This window comes from Streptomyces sp. NPDC090088, assembly GCF_044747345.1.
Classification (GTDB): Bacteria; Actinomycetota; Actinomycetes; order Streptomycetales; family Streptomycetaceae; genus Streptomyces.
The window spans coordinates 934,695-958,039 of sequence record NZ_JBIVDZ010000003.1; the positions used below are offsets into that span (position 1 = coordinate 934,695).

At 72.2% G+C, this 23,345-nt stretch carries 21 protein-coding genes; 14 read left to right on the forward strand and 7 right to left on the reverse strand.

Annotated elements, in window-relative coordinates:
- Complete coding sequence (locus ACIPSJ_RS20050) at positions 1–1,023, reverse strand: SAM-dependent methyltransferase (RefSeq protein WP_401347345.1); 1,023 nt, start codon at positions 1,021–1,023, stop codon at positions 1–3.
- Between the two features lie 118 nt (positions 1,024–1,141).
- On the opposite strand from ACIPSJ_RS20050, the gene ACIPSJ_RS20055 reads away from it, so the two are divergent.
- Positions 1,142–2,347, forward strand: coding sequence for a sensor histidine kinase (locus ACIPSJ_RS20055; protein WP_359206030.1), 1,206 nt, complete (start codon positions 1,142–1,144; stop codon positions 2,345–2,347).
- A gap of 74 nt (positions 2,348–2,421) precedes the next feature.
- Positions 2,422–3,096, forward strand: a complete 675-nt coding sequence (locus ACIPSJ_RS20060) for a response regulator transcription factor (RefSeq protein WP_359206028.1) — start codon at positions 2,422–2,424, stop codon at positions 3,094–3,096.
- Positions 3,097–3,120: 24 nt separating this feature from the next.
- Here the strand turns inward: ACIPSJ_RS20060 and ACIPSJ_RS20065 are convergent, their stop codons facing one another.
- Positions 3,121–4,221: a DUF5937 family protein gene (locus ACIPSJ_RS20065; protein WP_401347348.1), complete on the reverse strand. Its 1,101-nt coding sequence runs from the start codon at positions 4,219–4,221 to the stop codon at positions 3,121–3,123.
- Between the two features lie 83 nt (positions 4,222–4,304).
- Positions 4,305–5,483 (reverse strand): threonine aldolase family protein, encoded by a 1,179-nt coding sequence (locus ACIPSJ_RS20070; RefSeq protein ID WP_401347350.1) that lies wholly within the window; start codon positions 5,481–5,483, stop codon positions 4,305–4,307.
- A 182-nt stretch (positions 5,484–5,665) separates the two neighbouring features.
- Here ACIPSJ_RS20070 and ACIPSJ_RS20075 point away from each other — a divergent pair, with 182 nt between their 5' ends.
- The 10 genes from ACIPSJ_RS20075 to ACIPSJ_RS20120 all read left to right on the forward strand — a co-directional run bounded on the left by ACIPSJ_RS20075 (position 5,666) and on the right by ACIPSJ_RS20120 (position 14,329).
- On the forward strand, positions 5,666–6,598 hold the full coding sequence (locus ACIPSJ_RS20075) for a Rossmann-like and DUF2520 domain-containing protein (protein WP_401347353.1): 933 nt from the start codon (positions 5,666–5,668) through the stop codon (positions 6,596–6,598).
- Positions 6,595–7,617 carry a pantoate--beta-alanine ligase gene (gene panC, locus ACIPSJ_RS20080; protein WP_401347356.1) on the forward strand — a complete coding sequence of 341 codons (1,023 nt, stop codon included), beginning with the start codon at positions 6,595–6,597 and terminating at the stop codon, positions 7,615–7,617. Before ACIPSJ_RS20075 ends, panC begins: the two co-directional genes overlap by 4 nt.
- Positions 7,614–9,347 (forward strand): L-aspartate oxidase, encoded by a 1,734-nt coding sequence (locus ACIPSJ_RS20085; RefSeq protein WP_401347359.1) that lies wholly within the window; start codon positions 7,614–7,616, stop codon positions 9,345–9,347. Before panC ends, ACIPSJ_RS20085 begins: the two co-directional genes overlap by 4 nt.
- 5 nt (positions 9,348–9,352) lie before the next feature.
- Positions 9,353–10,330, forward strand: coding sequence for a carboxylating nicotinate-nucleotide diphosphorylase (gene nadC / locus ACIPSJ_RS20090; RefSeq protein WP_401347361.1), 978 nt, complete (start codon positions 9,353–9,355; stop codon positions 10,328–10,330).
- A gap of 4 nt (positions 10,331–10,334) precedes the next feature.
- Positions 10,335–11,132 (forward strand): type III pantothenate kinase, encoded by a 798-nt coding sequence (locus tag ACIPSJ_RS20095; RefSeq protein ID WP_089099902.1) that lies wholly within the window; start codon positions 10,335–10,337, stop codon positions 11,130–11,132.
- A 325-nt stretch (positions 11,133–11,457) separates the two neighbouring features.
- A complete protein-coding gene (locus ACIPSJ_RS20100; protein ID WP_365679950.1) occupies positions 11,458–12,075 on the forward strand; it encodes a hypothetical protein in 618 nt (205 codons plus the stop codon).
- Positions 12,076–12,418: 343 nt separating this feature from the next.
- Entirely contained in the window at positions 12,419–12,601 is a 183-nt protein-coding gene (locus ACIPSJ_RS20105; RefSeq protein WP_401347363.1) for a hypothetical protein, read from the forward strand.
- Between the two features lie 168 nt (positions 12,602–12,769).
- Positions 12,770–13,186, forward strand: coding sequence for a BlaI/MecI/CopY family transcriptional regulator (locus ACIPSJ_RS20110; protein WP_401347365.1), 417 nt, complete (start codon positions 12,770–12,772; stop codon positions 13,184–13,186).
- A 9-nt stretch (positions 13,187–13,195) separates the two neighbouring features.
- Positions 13,196–13,729 (forward strand): amino-acid N-acetyltransferase, encoded by a 534-nt coding sequence (locus tag ACIPSJ_RS20115; protein WP_359225467.1) that lies wholly within the window; start codon positions 13,196–13,198, stop codon positions 13,727–13,729.
- A 264-nt stretch (positions 13,730–13,993) separates the two neighbouring features.
- Positions 13,994–14,329 (forward strand): Lsr2 family protein, encoded by a 336-nt coding sequence (locus tag ACIPSJ_RS20120; protein WP_046730878.1) that lies wholly within the window; start codon positions 13,994–13,996, stop codon positions 14,327–14,329.
- Here the strand turns inward: ACIPSJ_RS20120 and ACIPSJ_RS20125 are convergent.
- On the reverse strand, positions 14,308–15,009 hold the full coding sequence (locus ACIPSJ_RS20125) for an SCO3374 family protein (RefSeq protein WP_401347369.1): 702 nt from the start codon (positions 15,007–15,009) through the stop codon (positions 14,308–14,310). The two genes, ACIPSJ_RS20120 and ACIPSJ_RS20125, sit on opposite strands and share 22 nt — an antisense overlap.
- A gap of 430 nt (positions 15,010–15,439) precedes the next feature.
- Between ACIPSJ_RS20125 and ACIPSJ_RS20130 the strand changes: the two genes are divergently transcribed.
- Complete coding sequence (locus tag ACIPSJ_RS20130; protein WP_355722186.1) at positions 15,440–17,965, forward strand: ATP-dependent Clp protease ATP-binding subunit; 2,526 nt, start codon at positions 15,440–15,442, stop codon at positions 17,963–17,965.
- A 52-nt stretch (positions 17,966–18,017) separates the two neighbouring features.
- Here the strand turns inward: ACIPSJ_RS20130 and ACIPSJ_RS20135 are convergent, their stop codons facing one another.
- Both ACIPSJ_RS20135 and ACIPSJ_RS20140 read right to left on the reverse strand, forming a co-directional pair.
- On the reverse strand, positions 18,018–21,062 hold the full coding sequence (locus ACIPSJ_RS20135; protein WP_401347371.1) for an NACHT domain-containing protein: 3,045 nt from the start codon (positions 21,060–21,062) through the stop codon (positions 18,018–18,020).
- Positions 21,063–21,109: 47 nt separating this feature from the next.
- Entirely contained in the window at positions 21,110–21,712 is a 603-nt protein-coding gene (locus ACIPSJ_RS20140) for an HAD family acid phosphatase (protein WP_359225475.1), read from the reverse strand.
- Positions 21,713–22,168: 456 nt separating this feature from the next.
- Here ACIPSJ_RS20140 and ACIPSJ_RS20145 point away from each other — a divergent pair, with 456 nt between their 5' ends.
- Entirely contained in the window at positions 22,169–22,720 is a 552-nt protein-coding gene (locus ACIPSJ_RS20145; RefSeq protein WP_359225478.1) for a M23 family metallopeptidase, read from the forward strand.
- On the opposite strand, the gene ACIPSJ_RS20150 is transcribed toward ACIPSJ_RS20145, so the two are convergent.
- The gene (locus tag ACIPSJ_RS20150; protein ID WP_401347374.1) at positions 22,717–23,316 is read right to left on the reverse strand and encodes a TetR/AcrR family transcriptional regulator; all 600 of its coding nucleotides are present in this window, start codon (positions 23,314–23,316) and stop codon (positions 22,717–22,719) included. The genes ACIPSJ_RS20145 and ACIPSJ_RS20150 overlap by 4 nt on opposite strands.
- Between the last annotated feature and the right edge of the window lie 29 nt (positions 23,317–23,345).

Consider the following 23,345-nt stretch of genomic DNA (forward strand, 5'->3'; position numbering starts at 1 on the left):
TCAGAGCAGGGTGTCCGCGATGCCCACCGGCTGGACCAGCCAGAGGAAGTCGCCGAGGCCGCCGGGGGCGGTGAGTTCGGCGGCCTCCCCCGCGGTCGAGAGGGCGCGCACGTAGCCGGCGGGGTTGGTGGAGGCGAGCGTGAGCGGGGGCCGGCCGGCGATCACGCCCAGGGCGCGCAGGGCGTCGCGCTGGGTGCACAGCAGCGCCTCGGGCAGCCTGAGGGCCGGGTCGAGCGCCGCGCACGCGTCCAGCGCCACATGCGCCGTGATGTCGCACGACCCGTTCGGCACGGGGAATGTCGCGCGCCCCGCGCGGAAGCCGGTGAGCGTCCCGAACGGGGGGCGGGTGTCCACCGTGTGCGCGTAGTCCACGGCCACCGCGAGCCCCCTGCGCAGGCCGGTGACGGCGGTCGCCCAGGCCTGGTCCCGGGGCAGCCCGATCTCCGCGCGCAGCCCCGGTTCGGTGCCCAGCGGCCACCACCGCGCGAGCCACTGCGCGTCCGCGCCGGACACCCGCTCCCCGAGCAGCTCGACGCCGTCCCGCCGGACGTGCACCAGGCGGGGTACCCCGGCCGGGTCCACCTCGGCGACGTCGACCGGGACGTTGTCGAGCCACTCGTTGGCGAAGAGCAGGCCGCTGATCGTGCGCGGGGGCTCGGCGAGCCAGGTGACGCGGTCGGCGAGGCCGGGCGGGCGGTCGGCGATGTCGACGGCGTACGCGTGCGTGCGTGCCGCCACCTCTCCGGGCAGCGCCGCCAGCACGCCGGTGACCAGCTCGCCCCGCCCGGCGCCCATGTCGACGAAGTCCAGCGTCTCGGGGCGCCCCAGCGTCTCGTCCACCCGGCACAGCAGCTCGGCCACGGCCTCGGCGAACAGCCCCGAGGCGTGCACCGACGTACGGAAGTGCCCGGCCGGCCCCTCCGGGCGGCGGTAGAAGCCGCCGGGGCCGTACAGGGCCGTCTCGGTGGCCGCACGCCAGCCGCGCGCGTCGTCGGCCGTCTCTCGCGTCGCCTCATCCGTCACCGGGCCAGACTAGGCGTACAGGTGATCACCTTCTCCACCTTGCGGAGTACGCGTGCGGAACAGGGATCGGCCCTCCGGTTGACCCCTGCACCTATCACGCTTCCCTACTCTGGGTTACGTGCAGCGCCTCTATGACTTCCTCCGCAGGCACCCGACATGGGTCGACAGCTTCTGGGCCGTCGCCCTGCTCGGGATCTCCGGCGCGAGCATCTGGAAGCTCGGTGAGGCTCAGCAGCACCACGGGTCCAGGGCCGCCATGCTGGCCGTGTCCGTCGTGATGTGCGTCGTCGTCGCGCTGCGCCGCCGGTTCCCGGAGCCGATGCTGCTGCTGGCCGCGGCCACCGGCCTGGCCCAGCTGGTGCTGGACGTGGAGACGACCGTCGCCAACTTCGCCATGCTGGTGATCGTCTGCACGAACGCCGCCGTCGGCGCGCGCTGGGCGTCCCGGTTCGGCCTCTACACGGGGCTGGCCGCCGCGCCGCTGGCGCAGATCCGGTGGCCGCAGGACGAGGCGAGCTTCCCGGGGCACGTCGCGATCGTGCTGTTCCAGACGGTGCCGTTCGTGCTCGCCTGGGTGCTCGGCGACTCCATGCGCACCCGCCGCGCCTACTTCGCGCAGCTGGAGGAGCGCGCCGCCCGGCTGGAGAAGGAGCGCGAGGCGCAGGCCAAGGTGGCGGTCGCCGCGGAGCGCGCCCGGATCGCGCGCGAGCTGCACGACGTGGTCGCGCACAACGTGTCCGTGATGGTGGTCCAGGCCGACGGCGCCGCCTATGTGCTGGACGCCGCCCCCGACCAGGCCAAGAAGGCCCTGGAGACGATCTCCTCCACCGGCCGCCAGGCCCTCGCCGAGATGCGCCGCCTGCTGGGCGTGCTGCGCACGGGCGAGCACAAGGAGGTCGGCGAGTACGTCCCGCAGCCGGACGTCGAGCAGATCGACGAGCTCGTCGAGCAGTGCCGCAGTTCCGGCCTGCCCGTCGACTTCAAGGTCGAGGGCACCCCGCGCCCGCTGCCCAGCGGGGTCGAGCTCACGGCGTACCGGATCGTGCAGGAGGCGCTCACCAACACCCGCAAGCACGGCGGTCCCAACACGGGAGCCAGTGTGCGGCTGGTCTACTTCGACGACGGCCTCGGCCTGCTGGTGGAGGACGACGGCAAGGGCGCCCCGCACGAGATGTACGAGGAGGGCGGCGCCGACGGGCAGGGACACGGCCTGATCGGCATGCGCGAGCGCGTCGGCATGGTCGGTGGCACCCTCGACGCGGGACCCCGTCCCGGCGGAGGATTCCGCATCAGTGCCCTGCTGCCGCTCAAACCAGCGCATTGACACAGACGCACGCCCCCGGTTGACACCTGTCACGCCCCGGAACAAACGTACGAACGGCAACGGAAGAGGACCCGATGACGATCCGCGTCATGCTCGTCGACGACCAGGTGCTGCTGCGCACCGGGTTCCGGATGGTGCTCGCGGCGCAGCCGGACATGGAGGTCGTCGCGGAGGCGGGCGACGGCGTCGAGGCCCTCCAGGTGCTGAGGTCCACCGACGTGGACGTGGTGCTGATGGATGTGCGCATGCCCAAGCTGGACGGGGTGGAGGCCACCCGCCGCATCTGCGCGGAGCCCGAACCGCCCAAGGTGCTCATCCTGACCACCTTCGACCTCGACGAGTACGCCTTCTCGGGGCTGAAGGCGGGCGCCTCCGGCTTCATGCTCAAGGACGTGCCGCCGGGCGAGCTGCTGGCCGCCATCCGCTCGGTGCACAGCGGTGACGCCGTCGTCGCGCCCTCCACCACCCGGCGCCTCCTCGACCGCTTCGCGCCGATGCTGCCCTCCGCCGGCAAGGAGGCGCAGCACCAGGAGCTGAACCGGCTCACCGACCGGGAGCGCGAGGTCATGGTGCTGGTCGCGCAGGGCCTGTCGAACGGTGAGATCGCGGGCCGCCTGGTGCTGTCCGAGGCGACCGTGAAGACCCACGTGGGCCGCATCCTCACCAAGCTCGGGCTGCGCGACCGGGTCCAGGTGGTCGTGCTCGCCTACGAGACCGGACTGGTGCGGGCGGGCGGCGGGCACGGCTGACGCGCCGCCGTACCGCGCGGGCGGCTAGCGGAGTATCCCTTCCAGGAAGTCGCTGCCCAGCCGGGCGACCACCGTGACGTCCAGCTGGTGCAGCACGTACCGCCCGCGGCGGCGGGTGGAGACCAGGCCCGCCTTCTTGAGCACACCCAGATGCCGGGACACCTCCGGCGCCGACAGACCCTGCGCCTGCGCCAGCTCGCTGGTGGTGTACGCGCTGCGCGCCAGGTACCGGCACAGCCGCATCCGGACGGGGTGCGACAGCGCCGCCATCCGCAGCGTGAGCTGCTCCACCGAGGCCGGGGAGGCCAGCTCCGGCGAACCGACGGGGTAGTGCAGCACCGGCTGCCAGCCGTAGCGGTGCAGCACCATCAGATGCGGCCAGCCGAGGCTCGTGGGCACCAGCAGGAGGCCGTCGGCGGCGGCCGTGGCGTGGCCGTCGGTGAGCTTGTCCACGGTGATCCGCTCGGCCGCCCCGTCGAGGGTCACGGACGGCGAGACCGCGGTCAGCGCCTCGGCCAGCCCCTTGCGCCGCAGCAGCTCCGTCTTGTGCCGGGCGTCGGCCGCCAGCTGGTGGCGCAGCCGCGACCAGGCCTCGTCGAAGAACGCCTCGGCGCAGTCCTCCAGGAACCGGCGCAGCCACGCGCGCACGCTCGGCGGATCGTCGAGCAGCCGCCGGGCGAAGCGGACCTGCCGCGGACCGCGCGAGGCCGCTACCTCCAGCGCCCGCCCGCGCGCGGCCGGGTCCGACAGCAGGCCCGGCGCCCGCGTCCCGTAGGACAGCGCGCAGGTGAACTCCAGCGCCGCGTCCACGAACTGCTCGTCCGTCAGTTTGTCGAGCTGGTCCAGCTCCTCGGCGAGCGTGCCGCCCGGGACGGCGCCCGGCACGGCCGCGTACGGCAGGAACAGGTCCGAGAACGTCGTCCGCCACAGGAAGTCCGCCTCGCACATCCGGTCCGCCAGATGCGGCTCCAGAGCGGCGGCCACCCCGGTCACCCAGCCCTGGAGACCCGGGTGGTGCCCCGGTTCGGACAGCGCGTGCAGCGCCATGCCGAGCTCGGCCAGCGGAGAGGGCACGACGGCGACCCTCTCCGGCCGCAGCCCCGCGATGTCGATACGTACGCTCATGTCCCCATCGTGCACCCCGGCACCGACAACGCCCCCGTGGATTGACGGCCGCCGTCAATCCACCCGGCCTCCGGCGGGGGCGGCTAGGGCAGCCGCGCCACGAAGTCCGCGACCGCCGCCCGCACGTCCCGCGCGGTCCACTCCAGCCCCTCGGCGGTCACCGTCACCTCGTTCATGGACAGCCCCGGGCCCTTCGCCTCCCACGGGCCCACGAAGAGATAGGTGCCGGTCTCCTCGGCCTGCCGGACCGCCGCTTCCGCCAGCACGTCGGGCTCGTACGGCAGCCAGACCTGGAACTGGTGCGTGTGCGGCTCCTCGGGGTGGACGCGCGCCCAGGGGACGCCCGCCCCGGCGAAGCCCTCGCGCAGGGCCGCGGCGACCACGCGCGCGTGGCGGACGTAGTCCGGGAGGCGGGGCAGTTCGCGCTCCAGGCCGACGAGGGCCGCCAGGGCCGTCGGGAACTGCTGGAAGACCATGCCGCCGTAGCGGTGGCGCCAGGTCTTCGCCTCCTCGACCAGGGGCTTGGGGCCCGCCAGCGCGGCGCCGCCGAACCCGTCGAGGGACTTGTAGAACGAGACGTAGACGCTGTCCGCCAGCTCCGCGATCTCGTGCAGGGGGCGCCCGAAGCGGACCGTGCACTCCCACAGGCGCGCGCCGTCGAAGTGCACCACCGCGTCGCGCTCCCGGGCCGCCTCCACGACCTCCGTGAGCTCCTCCCAGGTCGGCAGCACGAAACCGGCGTCCCGGAGCGGCAGTTCCAGCATCAGCGCCCCGAAGGGCTCCTCGACGTCGCGTATCTCCTGGGCGGTGGGGAGCCGGGGCTCGCCGGTGACGCGCACCGTGCGCAGGCCGGCGACCTCGCGGAAGGCGTCCCGTTCGTGCACCTCGGGGTGGCCGAGGGCGTGCAGGGCCACCGTGGGGTTGCCGGTGCGGGCCGCCCAGCAGCGCAGGGCGACCTGCTGGGCCATCGTGCCGGTCGGGAAGAACGCGGCGGCCTCCGTGCCCAGCAGGGCCGCGACGCGCCGCTCCAGCGCCTCGACGATCCCGTTGCCGTAGATGTCCGCCGGTTCGTCCAGGTCGTACACCTCGGGCGCCGCCTCCTGGAGCCGCGCCAGCCGTTCGCGCAGGGAGGCGCGCAGGCCCATGCGCGCGAGGACGCGGTCGGCCCTCCGGTAGGCGGCCGCGCGCCGCTCCCGCATCTCCTGCTCGGCCGGCAGGGTCTCCTGCGGCCGTTCGTCCTGGGGCGTCGCCGTATCGCTCATGCCGAGGATGATGCCGTGGCGCGAGGAAGGAGGGCCCCGGAATTTCGCGCGGGACCGTCCCCGGGATGTGACCGGTCACCCACAGCCTGTGGACAACCAACGGGGCTCCGACCCGATAGCGTTAACATGACGAGAAATCGTCCGGTACCCAGAGCGGACTGGAACGGGAAGGCCACCCTCGCGTGAGTACATTCCAACAGCCAGACCTCAGTGACCGCCCCGCGCGGCTCACCGTCGGCGTCGTCGGCGCCGGCCGGGTGGGTCCCGCGCTCGCCGCGTCCCTGCAGCTCGCCGGGCACCGCCCGGTGGCCGCCTCCGGAGTCTCCGAAGCCTCCCGGCGGCGCGCCGAGGCGCTGCTGCCCGACGTCCCGCTGGTACCCCCCGCCGAGGTCCTCCGGCGCGCCGACCTGGTGCTCCTGACCGTCCCCGACGACGCCCTGCCCGGCCTGGTCACCGGCCTCGCCGAGACCGGTGCCGTACGGCCCGGCCAGCTGCTCGTGCACACCTCCGGGCGGTACGGCACCGGGGTCCTGGACCCGGCCCTGCGCGCGGGCGCGCTGCCGCTGGCCCTGCACCCGGCGATGACCTTCACCGGGACACCGGTGGACGTCCAGCGGCTCGCGGGCTGCTCGTTCGGGGCCACCGCGCCCGAGGAGCTGCGGCTGGCCGCCGAGGCGCTCGTCATCGAGATGGGCGGCGAGCCGGAGTGGATCGCCGAGGAGAACCGCCCGCTGTACCACGCGGCCCTCGCCCTCGGCGCCAACCACCTGGTCACCCTGGTCGCCCAGTCCATGGAGCTGCTGCGCACGGCCGGCGTCGAGGCCCCCGACCGGATGCTCGGCCCGCTGCTGGGCGCCGCCCTGGACAACGCCCTGCGCTCCGGCGACGCGGCGCTGACCGGCCCGGTCGCGCGCGGGGACGCGGGGACCGTCGCCGCGCACGTCACCGAGTTGCGCCGGCACGCCCCGCAGGCCGTCGACGGCTATCTGGCGATGGCCCGCGCGACGGCCGACCGGGCGCTCGCCCACGGTCTGCTGAAGCCGGAACTCGCCGAGGACCTCCTGGGCGTCCTCGCCAACGGCACGCACACGTCCGAGAACGGGGAAGACCGATGACCCGCCACCCCCTCGCACTCGCCCCCACCGTCGACGACCTCAGGGCCGCCCGGGACCACTCCGCGGTGCCGGGCCGTACCGCCGTCGTCATGACCATGGGCGCCCTGCACGAGGGCCACGCGACGCTGGTCCGGGAGGCCCGCGAGCACGTCGGCGGCGAGGGCTTCGTGATCGTCACCGTCTTCGTGAACCCGCTGCAGTTCGGCGAGGGCGAGGACCTCGACCGTTACCCGCGCACCCTGGACGCCGATCTCAAGATCGCCGAGCAGGCCGGCGCGGACGTGGTGTTCGCCCCCGCCGCGGACGAGGTCTACCCCGGCGGCGAGCCCCAGGTCCGCATCACCGCGGGCCCCATGGGCACGGTCCTGGAGGGCGCCTCCCGGCCCGGGCACTTCGACGGCGTCCTCACCGTCGTCGCCAAGCTGCTGCACCTCACCCGTCCCGACGTGGCCCTGTTCGGGCAGAAGGACGCCCAGCAGCTCGCCGTCATCCGGCGCATGGTGCGGGACCTGAACTTCGGCGTCGAGATCGTCGGCGTGCCGACCGTGCGCGAGGCCGACGGGCTCGCGCTGTCCAGCCGCAACCGCTACCTGTCGACCGACGAGCGGCGCACGGCCGTCACGCTGTCGCGCGCGCTGTTCGCGGGCCGCGACCGGCACGCGGCACAGGAGGCGCTGCGCGCGCGGGCCCTCGAAGTGCCCTCCACGCGCGCGCGTGCCGAGGCGCTCAGCGCCATAGGGGAGTCCCGCGCCGCCGCCGACGCGCACGCCGTGGCCAAGGCCGTGCCCGGCGCCGCGGCCGCCGTCCGGGCGGCCGCGCGCGCGGTCCTGGACGAGGGCGTCCACTACGACCCGCCGCTCGCCCTGGACTACCTCGCCCTGGTCGACCCCTCCGACTTCACCGACATCGACGACGACTTCACCGGAGAGGCCGTCCTCGCCGTCGCCGCCCGGGTCGGGACGACCCGGCTGATCGACAACATCCCCCTCACCTTCGGAACCTTCGGAGCCGCCTCGTGACCAGCACAGGCACCAGCACAGGCATACGACTGCACGCGCCCGCCCCCGGCTGGAGCATCTCGGCGGACGTGGTCGTCGTCGGATCCGGCGTGGCCGGCCTGACCGCGGCCCTGCGCTGCCAGGCCGCCGGGCTCAGCACGGTCGTCGTCACCAAGGCCCGCCTGGACGACGGCTCCACCCGCTGGGCGCAGGGCGGCATCGCCGCCGCCCTCGGCGAGGGCGACACCCCCGAACAGCACCTCGGGGACACCCTGGTGGCCGGCGCGGGCCTGTGCGACGAGGAAGCGGTACGGATCCTCGTCACCGAGGGCCCCGGCGCGGTACGGCGGCTCATCGACACCGGTGCCATCTTCGACGAGTCCTCCGAGGGCGGCCTCGACCTCACCCGCGAGGGCGGCCACCACCGGCGCCGGATCGCGCACGCCGGCGGCGACGCCACCGGCGCCGAGGTCTCCCGGGCCCTCGTCGAGGCGGTACGCGCGCGGGGGCTTCGCACCTTCGAGAACGCGCTCGTGCTGGACCTGCTGACCGACGCCGAGGGCCGTACGGCCGGTGTCACCCTGCATGTGATGGGCGAGGGCCAGCACGACGGCGTGGGCGCCGTGCACGCCCCCGCGGTGGTCCTCGCGACCGGTGGCATGGGCCAGGTGTTCTCCGCGACCACCAACCCCTCGGTGTCGACCGGCGACGGCGTGGCGCTGGCCCTGCGCGCGGGCGCCGAGGTCAGCGACCTCGAATTCGTGCAGTTCCACCCGACCGTGCTGTTCCTCGGCCCGGACGCGGAGGGCCAGCAGCCGCTGGTCTCCGAGGCGGTCCGCGGCGAGGGCGCCCACCTGGTCGACGCGGACGGCGTGCGCTTCATGGTGGGGCAGCACGAGCTGGCCGAGCTGGCCCCCCGGGACATCGTCGCCAAGGGCATCCTGCGCCGGATGCTGGACCAGGGCGCCGAGCACATGTACCTGGACGCCCGGCACTTCGGCGCCGACATGTGGGAGCACCGCTTCCCGACCATCCTGGCCGCCTGCCGGGCCAACGGCATCGACCCGGTCACCGAGCCCATCCCGATCGCCCCGGCCGCCCACTACGCCTCCGGCGGCGTGCGCACCGACGCGCGCGGCCGGACCACCGTGCCCGGCCTGTACGCGTGCGGCGAGGTCGCCTGCACCGGCGTGCACGGTGCCAACCGGCTCGCCTCCAACTCCCTCCTCGAAGGCCTCGTCTACGCCGAGCGCATCGCCGCCGACATCACGGCCGCCCGCGCGGACGACGGCCTGCACGCGCGCGTGCCCGTCCCGGTCCCGCACCCGGAGAAGCCCGCGCACCCGCTGCAGGCCGCCGAGGCGCGGTTCACCATCCAGCGGATCATGGCCGAGGGCGCCGGCGTGCTGCGTTCCGAGGGGTCCCTCGCCACCGCCGCCGGGCAGCTCCAGCGGCTGCACACCGAGGCCCGCGACGCCCTCGACGAGAACGGCAAGACCGCCGAGCCCGGCGTCGACACCTGGGAGGCCACCAACCTCCTGTGCGTCGCGCGCGTGCTCGTCGAGGCGGCCCGGCGCCGCCAGGAGACCCGCGGCTGCCACTGGCGCGAGGACCACGCCGACCGCGACGACGCACACTGGCGGCGCCACATCGTCGTACGGCTCAATCCGGACCGTTCACTGGCCGTGGGCACCACCGACACCGCAGACTTCCCCCCTACCCGGCCGCACCAGCCACACCAGGAGCAGTGACAGACGTGAGCACCAACGATCTTCCCCTCGCCGGCGGCGGTGGCTGCGGCGACGGCTGTGCCTGTGGCGCCGAGGGCGACGAGGAGTACCTGGAGTGCGGGCTCGACCCCGCGCTCGCCGAACTCCTGGCCGCCGCCGGGCTCGACCCCATCGAGATCGAGGACATCGCCAACGTGGCCGTCCAGGAGGACCTGGCGGGCGGCGTGGACGTGACGACCCTCGCGACGATCCCCGAGGAGGCCGTGGCGACCGCCGACTTCGTCGCCCGCGAGGCGGGCGTCGTCGCCGGCCTCCGGGTCGCCGAGGCCGTGGTCTCCGTGGTCTGCACGGACGAGTTCGAGGTCGAGCGGCACGTCGAGGACGGCGACCGGGTCGAGGCCGGGCAGCCGCTGCTGTCGATCACCACCCGCACCCGCGACCTGCTCACCGCCGAGCGCAGCGCGCTCAACATCCTGAACCGCCTGTCCGGCATCGCGACCGCCACGCGCGCGTGGGCGGACGCCCTGGAGGGCACGGACACGCGCGTGCGGGACACCCGCAAGACCACCCCGGGGCTGCGCTCCCTGGAGAAGTTCGCGGTGCGCTGCGGCGGGGGCGTCAACCACCGCATGTCGCTCTCCGACGCGGCCCTGGTCAAGGACAACCACGTGGTCGCCGCCGGCGGTGTCGCCCAGGCCTTCAAGGCCGTCCGGGAGGCCTTCCCGGACCTGGCGATCGAGGTCGAGGTCGACACGCTGCACCAGCTGCGCGAGGTCGTCGACGCGGGCGCCGACCTGATCCTGCTGGACAACTTCACGCCGATGGAGTGCGAGGAGGCCGTCGCGATCGTCGACGGGCGCGCGCTCCTGGAGGCGTCCGGGCGGCTCACTCTGGAGAACGCGCGGACGTACGCCGACACCGGCGTGGACTTCCTGGCCGTCGGCGCCCTCACCCACTCCTCGCCGATCCTGGACATCGGCCTGGACCTGCGCGACGCGGAGTGACCCCATGCTCCTCACGATCGACGTCGGCAACACGCACACCGTCCTCGGCCTCTTCGACGGCGAGGACATCGTCGAGCACTGGCGCATCTCCACGGACGCCCGCCGCACCGCCGACGAGCTGGCGGTGCTCCTCCAGGGCCTGATGGGCATGCACCCGCTGCTCGGCGACGAACTCGGCGACGGCATCGACGGCATCGCGATCTGCGCGACCGTGCCGTCCGTGCTGCACGAGCTGCGCGAGGTGACGCGGCGCTACTACGGCGACGTCCCCGCGGTGCTGGTGGAACCCGGGGTGAAGACCGGGGTGCCGATCCTCACCGACAACCCCAAGGAGGTCGGCGCGGACCGGATCATCAACGCGGTCGCCGCCGTCGAGCTGTTCGGGGGACCGGCGATCGTCGTCGACTTCGGCACGGCCACCACCTTCGACGCGGTCTCCGCGCGCGGGGAGTACGTCGGGGGCGTGATCGCGCCCGGTATCGAGATCTCCGTGGAGGCGCTGGGCGTCAAGGGCGCGCAGCTGCGGAAGATCGAGGTGGCCCGGCCGCGCAGCGTGATCGGCAAGAACACGGTGGAGGCCATGCAGGCGGGCATCGTCTACGGGTTCGCCGGGCAGGTCGACGGGGTGGTCGGCCGGATGGCCCGGGAGCTCGCCGACGATCCCGACGACGTGACGGTGATCGCCACCGGTGGGTTGGCGCCGATGGTCCTTGGGGAGTCCTCGGTGATCGACGAGCACGAGCCGTGGCTGACGCTGGTGGGACTGCGGCTGGTGTACGAGCGGAACGTGTCGCGGATGTGAGCGGCCGGTGGGGGCGGACGTGGGGCGGGTTTCGCCCCCGCCGCCCCTACCCGTCCCGTCCTCCAGGGGGCGAGCCCCCTTCGCCCCCAGCCGGTGCCGTCCCTGGGGGCTGCTGCCCCACCCGCTACCGCCCCCGGACCCCCGCTTCGGCCTGGACGGCCTCGTCCTCTCGTCCTCGAACGCGGGACGGGCTGGGTGGCGGCGCGGGTCGTGTTGCGGCTGAGCGGGTGGACCGGTGGGCGCCACACCCTGCCCGCTATGTCGAGTTTGTCTGATTTACGCGTATCTTCGGTTCATGCCCACGCCCTACGGATCCCGCGGCGGCATGGCGTTCGGTGCGGAGGAGCTGCGTGTGCTCCGTCGCGCCCTCGCCCTCGCCCTTCACCCCGGTCCCGCCTCCGCCGACGACATCAAGGACTGTCATCGGCTGGCCGAGTCGCTCGACGAGGCGGTGCGCGAGGGAGACCGGTTGCGTGCCTTTCTGGTGGCCGATCTCGCCCGGTACCGCGCGGCCCTGCCCGGGACCGCCGCCGGCTATCTCGCCCTCCTGGAGGAGGCGCTGGGTGCCGGACACCGGCCCACCCCGGACGACCTCGCCGCGCTCCGGGCCCTGCGGGGGAACACCTCCGCCGCCGCGCTGCTCGACCGGTGCCAGGACCTCGCCGAGCGCGATGTGCGGGCCCGGCTCGCCCAGGGCGCCCGGAAGGTACCGGCGCCCGCCGTTCCGGTCTCCAGGGTCCGCCTGACGGCCCTGCCGGGCGGTGTCGCCAAGGAGCCGGAGAAGAAGCCGAACGAGAAGCCCGCCGAGCGCCCGGCCCCGCAGCCCCCCGCCCCCGAGCCCGCCGAACCGAAGCGCCCCATCCCCACCCCGGGCGAGGTCTTCCCCCGCCGCCGCCCCACCCCGCCCCCCGCCGGCCCCCCACAACAACTCGCCGCGGGCTGAGCGCCCACCGGACCCGTCAGAGCCGGCCACCCGGGTCGCCCACCTGAGCCAGTCACTTGAGTCGGCCGCCCGGGCAGGCCGCCCGATCGGTATCCGGGTCGGTCACCCCGGCCGAACACCCGGCTCGGTCACCCCGGCCGAACACCCGGCTCGGTCACCCCGGCCGAACACCCGGCTCGGTCACCCCGGCCGAACACCCGGCTCGGTCACCCCGGCCGGCCGCCCCGGCCGCCTGCCCCGGTCGCCCGGCCCGGTCACCCGGAAAGCGGCAGCTCGCGCGGCTTGGGGGATGGTTGGCTCACCCCGCCCCTTTCGCCCGGTGTCGCGTGGCTACTCTGGACGCATGGAATACGTTGCCGCGCTCCTGCCTCCGGTCGTCATGGCCATCTTCTTCATCGGCCTGGTCCGGGTCATCGTGAAGACCCAGGGCGGGGCCGCCAAGGCCAAGGAGGACGCCGCCGTCGACGCCGCCCTCGAGCGTGCGGCGGGCGCCCGCGCGGCCGCCGCCCCGAACGCCGACGCCTGAGCGCCCGGGCGCCGCCAACTCCCTGGGCGTACGACTCACCGCGCCTCCGCACCGCGGCCGCGCTTTCCGAGTCGTACGCCCTTTTTGTTCGCCTTTGTTGGTGAAAGTGCACGTCCGGCACGCCATTGGCGGGATCTCCCACTATTGTTCTGAGCTGTGCCTCGCCCATTGGGAGAACTCGAAGACGCGGTCATGACGCGGGTGTGGAAGTGGAACCGCCCGGTGACCGTTCGAGAAGTCCTGGAAGACCTTCAGCAGGAACGGTCCATCGCGTACACCACGGTGATGACCGTTTTGGACAATCTCCATCAGAAGGGCTGGGTCCGCCGGGAGGCCGAAGGGCGCGCCTATCGATATGAGGCCGTCTCCACCCGGGCCGCCTACGCGGCCGCCCTGATGAACGAGGCGTGGTCGCAGAGCGACAACCCGGCGGCCGCCCTCGTCGCGTTCTTCGGGATGATGAGCGACGAACAGCGCCACGCCCTCAGAGACGCCGTACGCATCGTGCAGGGTCCGGAAACCCCGGAACGGCCCGAACGGGAAGAGGAGAACCCCGGCTCGGTGCCGGACCGCGGCGGGCGATAGCGTCCGCTCATGTCAGCGATGCGCCCCGAAGTCACCGCAAAAGCCATCACCGTCCGGCGGGCCCGGACCGGCGATGTCCCGGCCGTGCGCCAGCTCCTTGACGCGTACGTCCGCGACCGCATCCTGCTCGACAAAGCCACGGTGACGCTTTACGAGGACATCCAGGAGTTCTGGGTCGCCGAACGCGACGACAACGCCGAGGTCGTCGGCTGCGGCGCACTGCACGTGATGTGGGAAGACCTCGCGGAAGTACGCACTCTCGCGGTGAAGCCGGGCCTCAAGGGCGCCGGTGTCGGTCATCAAGTGCTGGAGAAGTTGCTGGAGACCGCGCGTTGGCTTGGTGTTCGCCGCGTTTTCTGTCTGACCTTCGAAGTCGAGTTCTTCGGGAAGCACGGCTTCGTGGAGATCGGCGAGACGCCGGTGGACACCGATGTCTACGCGGAGCTGTTGCGTTCCTATGACGAGGGTGTCGCGGAGTTCCTCGGACTCGAACGAGTGAAACCGAACACCTTGGGCAACAGCCGGATGCTTCTGCATCTGTGATCGCGAAGGATCCGCATCGATCCGCAAGGATCCCCGTGGATCGGCCCGCTATTCCGGGCGTCCCGCCATGCCCGGGTTCCCTATGTCCGAAACGCGCATGTTTCCGGGTGGGAGCGGGCCCCTCGGTCTCTCCCAGGGGTTTGTGTTTTTCCCGCAAAAGCGGTTTGCTTTCCGACGTACTGCAGTACTGCATATAACAGGGGGCGGCGAAACGGCGGACGCCGCAGACCCCCGGCCCTGAAGTTATCGATGAAAGGAAATCCGGTGGCACAGAAGGTTCAGGTCCTTCTTGTCGACGACCTCGACGGCGGCGAGGCGGACGAGACCGTGACGTTCGCGCTGGACGGCAAGACGTACGAGATCGATCTCACGACCGCCAATGCGGACAAGCTGCGCGGCCTTCTCGACCCGTATGTCAAGGGTGGTCGTCGTACCGGTGGCCGCGCTTCGGGCGGACGCGGAAAGGCCCGTGCGGCTTCCGGCGGCAGCCAGGACACCGCGCAGATTCGCGCGTGGGCGAAGGAGAACGGTTACGAGGTCAACGACCGCGGCCGTGTTCCGGCGACGATTCGCCAGGCCTACGAGGACGCCAACGCCTGACTGTCCGGCACACCGCGGCCCGCGCGCCGCAGCCGGGCCCGGTGGCACTCCGTGGCCACCGAGTCCACCAGCCGTACGAGATCGGGGGCGCCGTCAGCGCGCCCCACGGCCGACAACGTCGGCAGCGAGGCCTCGACCTCGCACCCCGGCTCGGGGGGCCGCAACCAGACGGCGGCCCCCTGCACGGCCTGATCGCGGCCGTCGACGGATCCGGGCAGCGACCGGGTTCCGGGGTGCTCCGGCTCGGGCCGCACCGGAGCGTCCATCCGGCCGCCGGCGCCCAGCGCCCGCAGATCGAGGGCCAGCGCGCCCCACTCCAGCCAGTCCAGCAGCCCCGGCAGCTCCTCCGCGCCGCCCGCGGCCATCAGCAGCCGCAGCCGCCCGCCCTGAAGGGCCACCGGCGAGCCCGGCCCCAGGTGCCTGAGCGCCTTGGCGCCCGCCTCGGCCGGTACTTCCAGCACGTCGAAACGCACGCCCGTGACCAGCCGCAACGGCTCTCCGGGCGCCCCGGGCACTGTTGCCCACCCCAGATCGTTCTCGTACCAGTGCCGGAGCCGGACCTCCTCCCGTCCGTCCGGTGCCGCGGCGGATCCCCCACCGGGCCCGCCGCCGGAACCAGAACCGAGCGGACGGCGGGGGTGAGGGACTGTGGAAGAAGCCGGAGCGGCTGTGCCAGCCATGCCGAGTGCAACAGCCACGAGCCCGCCCGGGTTACGCTGGGTGCGCGTGCGAACGCGCAGAGTGCCGGAAATGGGGCCTCGTGGGGGTCCGGAGGGACGCAAGGTTGTTCGCCCGTAGCGGAGGGACCGGGGGCTCACGGCATGGACTGTCAGTCCGAACGGGTAAGACATCCCTAGTGGGAGGGGGCGACACGCAGGCGAGGCCGTCTCACGTTCGCCATCGGCGTACTGACGGAAGGGGTAACTGCCTGGCCTGCGGGAACATCGTCTCGCACCATCGGGTTGGAGCAGATGTCGGCGTTCGGGGTCAGGAGGCCATCGACGGTGTCGGCAGTTGGAATGAGCGGTCCCCGCTTGCGGGACTAAGCTGCGGAAGGACAGGGAGGGGAAGTTCCCCCCACTGCCTGACCGCTCTGAGGAGCGATTAACGATGTTCGAGAGGTTCACCGACCGCGCGCGGCGGGTTGTCGTCCTGGCTCAGGAAGAAGCCCGGATGCTCAACCACAACTACATCGGCACCGAGCACATCCTCCTGGGCCTGATCCACGAGGGTGAGGGTGTCGCCGCCAAGGCCCTTGAGAGCCTCGGGATTTCGCTCGAGGCGGTCCGCCAGCAGGTGGAGGAGATCATCGGCCAGGGCCAGCAGGCCCCGTCCGGGCACATCCCCTTCACCCCCCGTGCCAAGAAGGTCCTGGAGCTGTCGCTCCGCGAGGCCCTCCAGCTCGGCCACAACTACATCGGCACGGAGCACATCCTGCTCGGCCTGATCCGTGAGGGCGAGGGCGTCGCCGCCCAGGTCCTGGTCAAGCTGGGTGCCGATCTCAACCGGGTGCGGCAGCAGGTCATCCAGCTGCTCTCCGGCTACCAGGGCAAGGAGACCGCCACCGCAGGCGGGCCTGCCGAGGGCACCCCCTCGACGTCCCTGGTCCTCGACCAGTTCGGCCGGAACCTCACCCAGGCCGCTCGTGAGTCCAAGCTCGACCCGGTCATCGGGCGCGAGAAGGAGATCGAGCGGGTCATGCAGGTGCTGTCCCGCCGTACCAAGAACAACCCGGTCCTGATCGGTGAGCCCGGCGTCGGCAAGACCGCCGTCGTCGAAGGCCTCGCCCAGGCCATCGTCAAGGGCGAGGTGCCCGAGACCCTCAAGGACAAGCACCTCTACACCCTGGACCTCGGCGCCCTGGTCGCCGGCTCCCGCTACCGCGGTGACTTCGAGGAGCGCCTGAAGAAGGTGCTCAAGGAGATCCGCACCCGCGGCGACATCATCCTGTTCATCGACGAGCTGCACACGCTGGTCGGTGCGGGTGCCGCCGAGGGCGCCATCGACGCCGCTTCGATCCTGAAGCCGATGCTGGCCCGCGGTGAGCTGCAGACCATCGGTGCCACCACCCTGGACGAGTACCGCAAGCACCTGGAGAAGGACGCGGCCCTGGAGCGCCGCTTCCAGCCCATCCAGGTCGCCGAGCCGTCCCTGCCGCACACGATCGAGATCCTCAAGGGTCTGCGTGACCGGTACGAGGCCCACCACCGGGTCTCCATCACGGACGAGGCGCTGGTCCAGGCCGCCACCCTGGCCGACCGGTACATCTCGGACCGCTTCCTGCCGGACAAGGCGATCGACCTGATCGACGAGGCCGGTTCCCGGATGCGCATCCGCCGGATGACCGCGCCGCCGGACCTGCGCGAGTTCGACGAGAAGATCGCCGCCGTCCGCCGGGACAAGGAGTCCGCGATCGACTCGCAGGACTTCGAGAAGGCCGCCTCCCTCCGCGACAAGGAGAAGCAGCTCCTGGCCGCCAAGGCCAAGCGGGAGAAGGAGTGGAAGGCCGGCGACATGGACGTCGTCGCCGAGGTCGACGGCGAGCTGATCGCCGAGGTCCTCGCCACGGCCACCGGCATCCCGGTCTTCAAGCTCACCGAGGAGGAGTCCTCGCGTCTGCTGCGCATGGAGGACGAGCTCCACAAGCGGGTCATCGGCCAGGTCGACGCCGTCAAGGCGCTGTCGAAGGCGATCCGCCGTACGCGTGCCGGTCTGAAGGACCCGAAGCGCCCCGGTGGCTCGTTCATCTTCGCCGGCCCGTCCGGTGTCGGTAAGACCGAGCTGTCCAAGGCCCTCGCCGAGTTCCTCTTCGGTGACGAGGACGCGCTGATCTCCCTCGACATGTCGGAGTTCAGCGAGAAGCACACGGTCTCCCGTCTCTTCGGTTCGCCCCCCGGCTACGTGGGCTACGAGGAGGGCGGCCAGCTGACGGAGAAGGTGCGGCGCAAGCCGTTCTCGGTGGTGCTGTTCGACGAGGTCGAGAAGGCGCACCCGGACATCTTCAACTCGCTGCTGCAGATCCTGGAGGACGGTCGCCTGACCGACTCCCAGGGCCGGGTCGTGGACTTCAAGAACACGGTCATCATCATGACGACCAACCTCGGCACCCGGGACATCTCCAAGGGCTTCAACCTGGGCTTCGCGGCCTCGGGTGACACGAAGACCAACTACGAGCGCATGAAGAACAAGGTCCAGGACGAGCTCAAGCAGCACTTCCGGCCCGAGTTCCTCAACCGCGTCGACGACGTGGTCGTCTTCCCGCAGCTGACGCAGGAGGACATCCTGCGGATCGTCGACCTGATGATCGGCAAGGTGGACGAGCGCCTGAAGGACCGGGACATGGGCATCGAGCTCTCCCAGTCCGCCAAGGAGCTGCTGTCCAAGAAGGGCTACGACCCGGTGCTGGGCGCGCGGCCGCTGCGTCGCACGATCCAGCGCGAGGTCGAGGACACGCTCTCGGAGAAGATCCTCTTCGGCGAGCTGCGCCCCGGTCACATCGTGGTCGTCGACACGGAGGGCGAGGGCGACTCCGCGACCTTCACCTTCCGCGGCGAGGAGAAGTCGGCCCTGCCCGACGTCCCGCCGATCGAGCAGGCGGCCGGCGGTGCCGGTCCGAACCTGAGCAAGGAGGCGTAAGCCTCACGGCTACGCCCTGAGAAGGGGCCGGTGCTTTCGGGCACCGGCCCCTTCAGCGTTTCACCAGGCTGATGTCCACGCCGGGGAAATGCCCGGAGAACCGGGACAGCGGGAAGGTGTGCCCCGGCATGTTCTGCAGCGTCAGCGTGCGCAGCCCCGGCAGCCTGCGGGCCAGCGTGGAGAGGTCCTCGGTGCCGAGCAGCCCGGGGATCCGCAGCGCGCCGACGCCGGACAGCTCCGGCAGGTGCGCGACGGACAGCGGCAGCTCCCGGAGGATCCGCGCGTTCAGGTGCAGGCTCCGCAGCCCGGGCAGGGCGGCGACCGCCTGCCAGTCGGTCTCCGACAGTTCCCTCGTCAGCGGGCCGAGGCTGAGATCCGTGAGGCTGCTCCAGTGCGCCAGGCCCCGCAGACCGGTGCGGTCGGTGCTGCTCCGGCCGAGGAACAGGAACTCCAGCTCCGCCCCGGTGGGCAGGACGTCGGTGAGGCTCTCGCCCGGCAGCTCCTGCTCCACGGTGAGCCGGGTCAGCGAGCGCAGTGACCCGAGGCCGGTGACATCGGCGACCTGCCCGCAGACGAGCTCGGCCAGCGGAAGCTCCGCGAGCCGGTCCAGGTCCCGTATCTCCGGGCAGCGGGCCAGCAGGAGCGTGCGCAGGGACCCGAAGCGCGGCAGCGCGCCCAGGTCGGTGAGGAGCGGGTTGTCCCGCAGGTCGAGGTAGACCAGCGCCTCCGGCTCGGGTACGGCGGCCAGGATCTGCTCGGCGGAGTGCGCGCCCAGGAACGCGAGGCCCTGCCAGGGCCGCATCCCCGCCAGCGCCGCCCGCTGCTCGGCGGACTCGCAGCGCACGAAGAGCTTCTCCCGGTCCAGGTGGTCCAGCACCTCCGACGCGTAGGCCGTGGTGTCGAAGCGGCTCCAGGTGCCCGCGAGCTGCCGGCGTACCTCCAGATCCGGATGCCCGCGGAACCGGCGCAGCACCCCGAGGGCCCCCTCCGGTTCCTCGGCGCCGAGCACCGAGGCGGTGACGGTGACGCCCAGCGCCTCCTGCCGCGTCAGTCCCTCGGGTCCCGGCAGCAGCTCCAGCACCAGCGGCCCCGCCTCCGCCAGTGCCTTGGCGTCCTCGGTGGTCGGCGGCGGGATCAGCTGGGCCGCCCGCCGTTCCACCTCCGCCCGCACGCCCGCGTCCAGCGCGGCCGCGTGCTCCAGGCAGGCCAGCGCCAGCAGGGTCAGCCGGGGGACGTCCCGTGCGAGCAACTGCCGGAGCAGAGCGGCCCGTTCCCGGGGCCGCGCATGCGCCACGGCCATGCGGATCACGTCTTCCCACTGGGTGTCGTCCGCGTGGCCGGCGAGGACGTCCAGGTGGCCCTCCTCCACCGCGTACCGGGCGCCCAGGTAGTCCTGGAAGGTGCGGTGCACGAAGTCCAGGACGCCCTCGGCGGGCCGGCGGACGGTTCCGCTGCGCAGGAGCAGGGTGCGCAGCACGGTCGGCGCGTCCCAGCCGCCGGGCAGCGCGACGGACGGCAGGCAGCGGTCCACGATCGCCTCGGCCGTCTCCAGGTCCATCTCGGTACGGCCGCTCAGCACCAGCGCGTAGGCGAGGCGCTGGAGCAGCTCCAGCTGGGCCTCCTCGCCCAGCTCCACCTCGTCCACGGACCCCATGCCGCGCTCCCGGTCCCGGCGGGTCAGCAGCATCGCGAGGGCGGCGTCGTACAACTCCTTGCGGCCGGTGGGGAGGTAGCCGCGGCGTTCGCGGTGCAGGGCGCAGATCAGGCCGCACATCAGGGGGTTGGTGGCGAGCCGGGCGAGGTCGCGTTTGGTGCGCAGGGAGTCGAGGAGCGGGCCCTCGAACTCCGGGGCCCGGGCCGCCGTGTGCCAGCGGTGGACGAAGGTCGCCACGTCCGCCCGGCGCATGGGGGCGAGGGCCAGTTCGCCGAAGCCCTCCGGGGCGAGCCAGTCGGCGCGGACCGCGGTGGGACGGGAGGTCAGCAGCCAGCGGTTGCCCGGGAAGGCGTGGAGGAGGGAGCTCAGCCAGTCCCGGGCGCGGTTGCGGTCGGCGTCGGGGATCTCGTCCAGGCCGTCCACGAGGACCAGGGCGCGGCCCGCCGCCAGGACGCGTTCCGCCCAGCCCTCGGGGGCGGACAGCGGGCTGCCGACCGCGGTCAGGAAGGCGGCGGGCGCCGGGAAGGCGGAGGCACCGCGGATCAGGGTGCGCAGCGGGAGGACGTACGGGATGTGCGCGCCCTCGCGGGCCGCCGTCACCGCCAGCCACTGGACCAGCGTGGTCTTGCCGGAGCCCGCGTCGCCGCGCAGCAGGACGCGGTCGTGGGCGCGGAGGGCCTCCTCGGCGGGGAGCCGGCGGGTGGCGGAGGTGTCCCCTGGGACGGGGCCCTCGTCGGCGGCCGTCGCCTCCAGGCTCAGGTACGCGACCTCCAGCGGCCAGCGGTCCGGGGAGTCGCGCAGGTCGATGCCGTAGATGGTGATGTGGTTGTGGCGTTCGGCGACGTAGGAGCGGTAGCGGCGCTCGAAGGCGGTGTCGCGGGCGTCCGGGCGGGGTGTGCGGGCCAGCAGTTCGTCGATCTTGGCGATGAGTTCGGCCTGGGCCCGGGTCTGCTCCACGAGGGTGCGGGCCACGAAGGTGGAGCGGCGGGTGAAGAACTCCAGGATCTGCAGGCAGGCCCACTCGGTCGCGGAGTCGAGGAAGTGGTCGGCGTCGGCGGAGAGACCGTCGGGGGCGGCCGCCGCGCGCGTCAGCTTCGTGGCCAGGTCGCGGTGGCCCAGCCGTACGGCCTGGACGTCGTCCATGTCCAGGTCGCCCAGGGCGAGCAGCCGGCGGGCCAGCGCGTCGGCGACGGCGATCTGCTCCCGGGACCGGAAGGGCGGCTCGCCGGGTGAGTCGACCGCCTGCCGGACCAGGTGCTCGGCGAGCTTGTGCACGTCCTTCTCGACCAGTGCGCGCTTCTCGCCGCGGAAGGACACCAGGCTCTTCAGCCGCACCGGCCGGTCCACCAGCCCCGCGCCCGGGCCGTCCGCCACGAACAGCTTCTTCAGCAGCGGGCCCATCAGGCTCGACGCCAGCTTGCCGCCCAGTACCGTCGGCTCCATCCGCCCACCCCCGTGATTCGCGCGAACGGATGGAGCCTAGCGGGGGGTTACGACAGCTGGCCGTCGTAGTCCGGCAGCTTGAACGTCTTGTCGGCGTGGCCGCCCGAGAGGTCGGTGGCGCTGTTGCCGATGTTCGCGATGATGTCGTAGCCCTTGTTCTCGATGTCGACGCGCTGGGCGGTCTTGTAGGCGGCGACGTCCTTGAAGAGGTCGAGGAGACCGCGGACGTAGAGGCCGGAGACCTGGTAGCCGTCGTGTTCGAGGTTGTACTCGGTCGGCAGGTAGATGATCCCCGGGCGGGCCGTGACGAAGAACAGCGATACGCCGTGCTCCTGGGCGTACTCGGCGACGTTCAGGACCGGCTTGTTGGCCGGCTGGGGCCAGCTGAAGCCGAAGTCGGTCTCCAGCGTGGTGTTGTCGATGTCGAAGACGATCGCCTGCTTCTCGCCCGGCTTGGCGGCGGCGATCCGGCTCTTCAGGTAGGGCAGGGCCTGGTCCATCACGGACTGGCAGTCCTGCTGCCAGGTGGCGTAGTCGACCGTGCCGGCGCTGCTCTGCGTCGCTGCCTGGGCCGGCGCGGCCATCCCGGCGAGCGCGGCCACGGAGACGGCGGTGGCGGAAATGCGGCGGGTCCAGGTGCCTGTGGTCATCGGTGTGGGGTGTCCTCTCACGTCTGTGCGGCTGCCCATGTTGTGTCAGGGGCATGGTGAGTGGGGCAGGTGGCGCGAGGGGAACCGTAGGGTTACCGATGGGTAGGTGGCCAGAGGTGTGCGTCACAAATCCGCGGGCGCGGAGCATGGGAGCCGGTGACATACCGCACGGGAGAAATGTCCGTTACTAGCGCGGATAGTGCACCCTTTCGCCGGTTTGCGGGGGCTTTGCCGGCGCGACCCCGCGCGGGGCGGCGGTGCCGGGCCGGGCCTGTCCGGCCCTGGGGGTTCTGTCAAGAAAGGGTCAATTTTTGCCCTGGATACTAGGTTGTGTCGTAGATGAGGGGGCTTGGGTGGCGGCCGGTTTCCGGGTTACCAAGAGATGCCCCGTTCGGCGGCTGCCGGTGTGAGCCGGTGCCGAAGGGGGGTCCCTGCTGTCTACCCCACGAGGTTTCGATGTCCCTGCGCGCCGCTCTCCGTACCTCTCGCACGTCCTCGCTCCGCAAGCGGGCCGCCGTTCTGGCCGCCGGTGTCGGAGTCGCGGCCGTGGTGGGGTCGGGTGTCGCGTCGGCCGCCACCCCCGGTGCCGCCGCCTGGGTCGACCCGGTGAAGAAGTACACGCTCTCGGCGACCTTCAACCAGGCCGGCGGCATGTGGGCCGCCAAGCACAGCGGCCAGGACTTCGCCGTGCCGAGCGGTACCGACGTGGTCGCCGCGCACGGCGGCACGGTCGTCAAGGCCGGCGGCAACGGCGCCGGCGACGGTCCCGCGTACGGCAACGCCGTCGTCATCAAGCACGGCAACGGCCAGTACTCGCAGTACGCGCACCTGTCCCGCGTCGACGTCAGGATCGGGCAGATCGTCAAGACCGGCCAGCACATAGCCCGGTCCGGCAACACCGGCAACTCCTCCGGCCCGCACCTGCACTTCGAGATCCGTACGACCCCGAACTACGGCTCCGCGATCAACCCCGTCGCCTTCCTGCGCGCCAAGGGCGTGATCGTCTAAGAGGGGTTGGCGGAACCCCGGTGGGCCTGGGTCACCAGGTCCAGGGCGACTTCGAGGACGGCTTCCTGCTTCTCCTTGGGGTCGCCTTCGAGTTCCTGCATCATGAACATGCCGGCGTGCAGCGTGAACACCGCGCTGATGCAGCGGACCTGGTCGGTCAGCGGGGCGTCCGGGTCGATGAAGATGCTCCGCAGGCCGCGCATCCGGTCCTTGAAGGTGTCGCCGATCCGCAGTTCGCGGACGGTCGCCTGGTTCTCCTGCATGAACCGGAACAGCGGCCCGGCCTCGGCGAGCGCCTCGCTGTAGCGCCGTACGATCTCCAGCTTGATCTCCAGGGTGTGCGGCTGGTCCGCGCCCCACTCGATCAGGTCCTGGATCGGCTGTGTCAGGTCCTCGAAGACGCTGACCAGGATCTCTTCCTTGGTCTTGAAGTGGTAGTACAGGGCCGCCTTGGTCACGTCGAGGCGCTCGGCGATCTCCCGCAGGGAGGTCTTCTCGTAGCCCTGCTCGGCGAAGAGTTCGAGCGCCACGTCCTGGATGCGCTGGCGGGTGTTCCCGCGGCGCTGCTGCTTGGTGCCGTCCATGGTGACGCTCATCCTCTTACTCCTCGCACTCCCGCGAAACT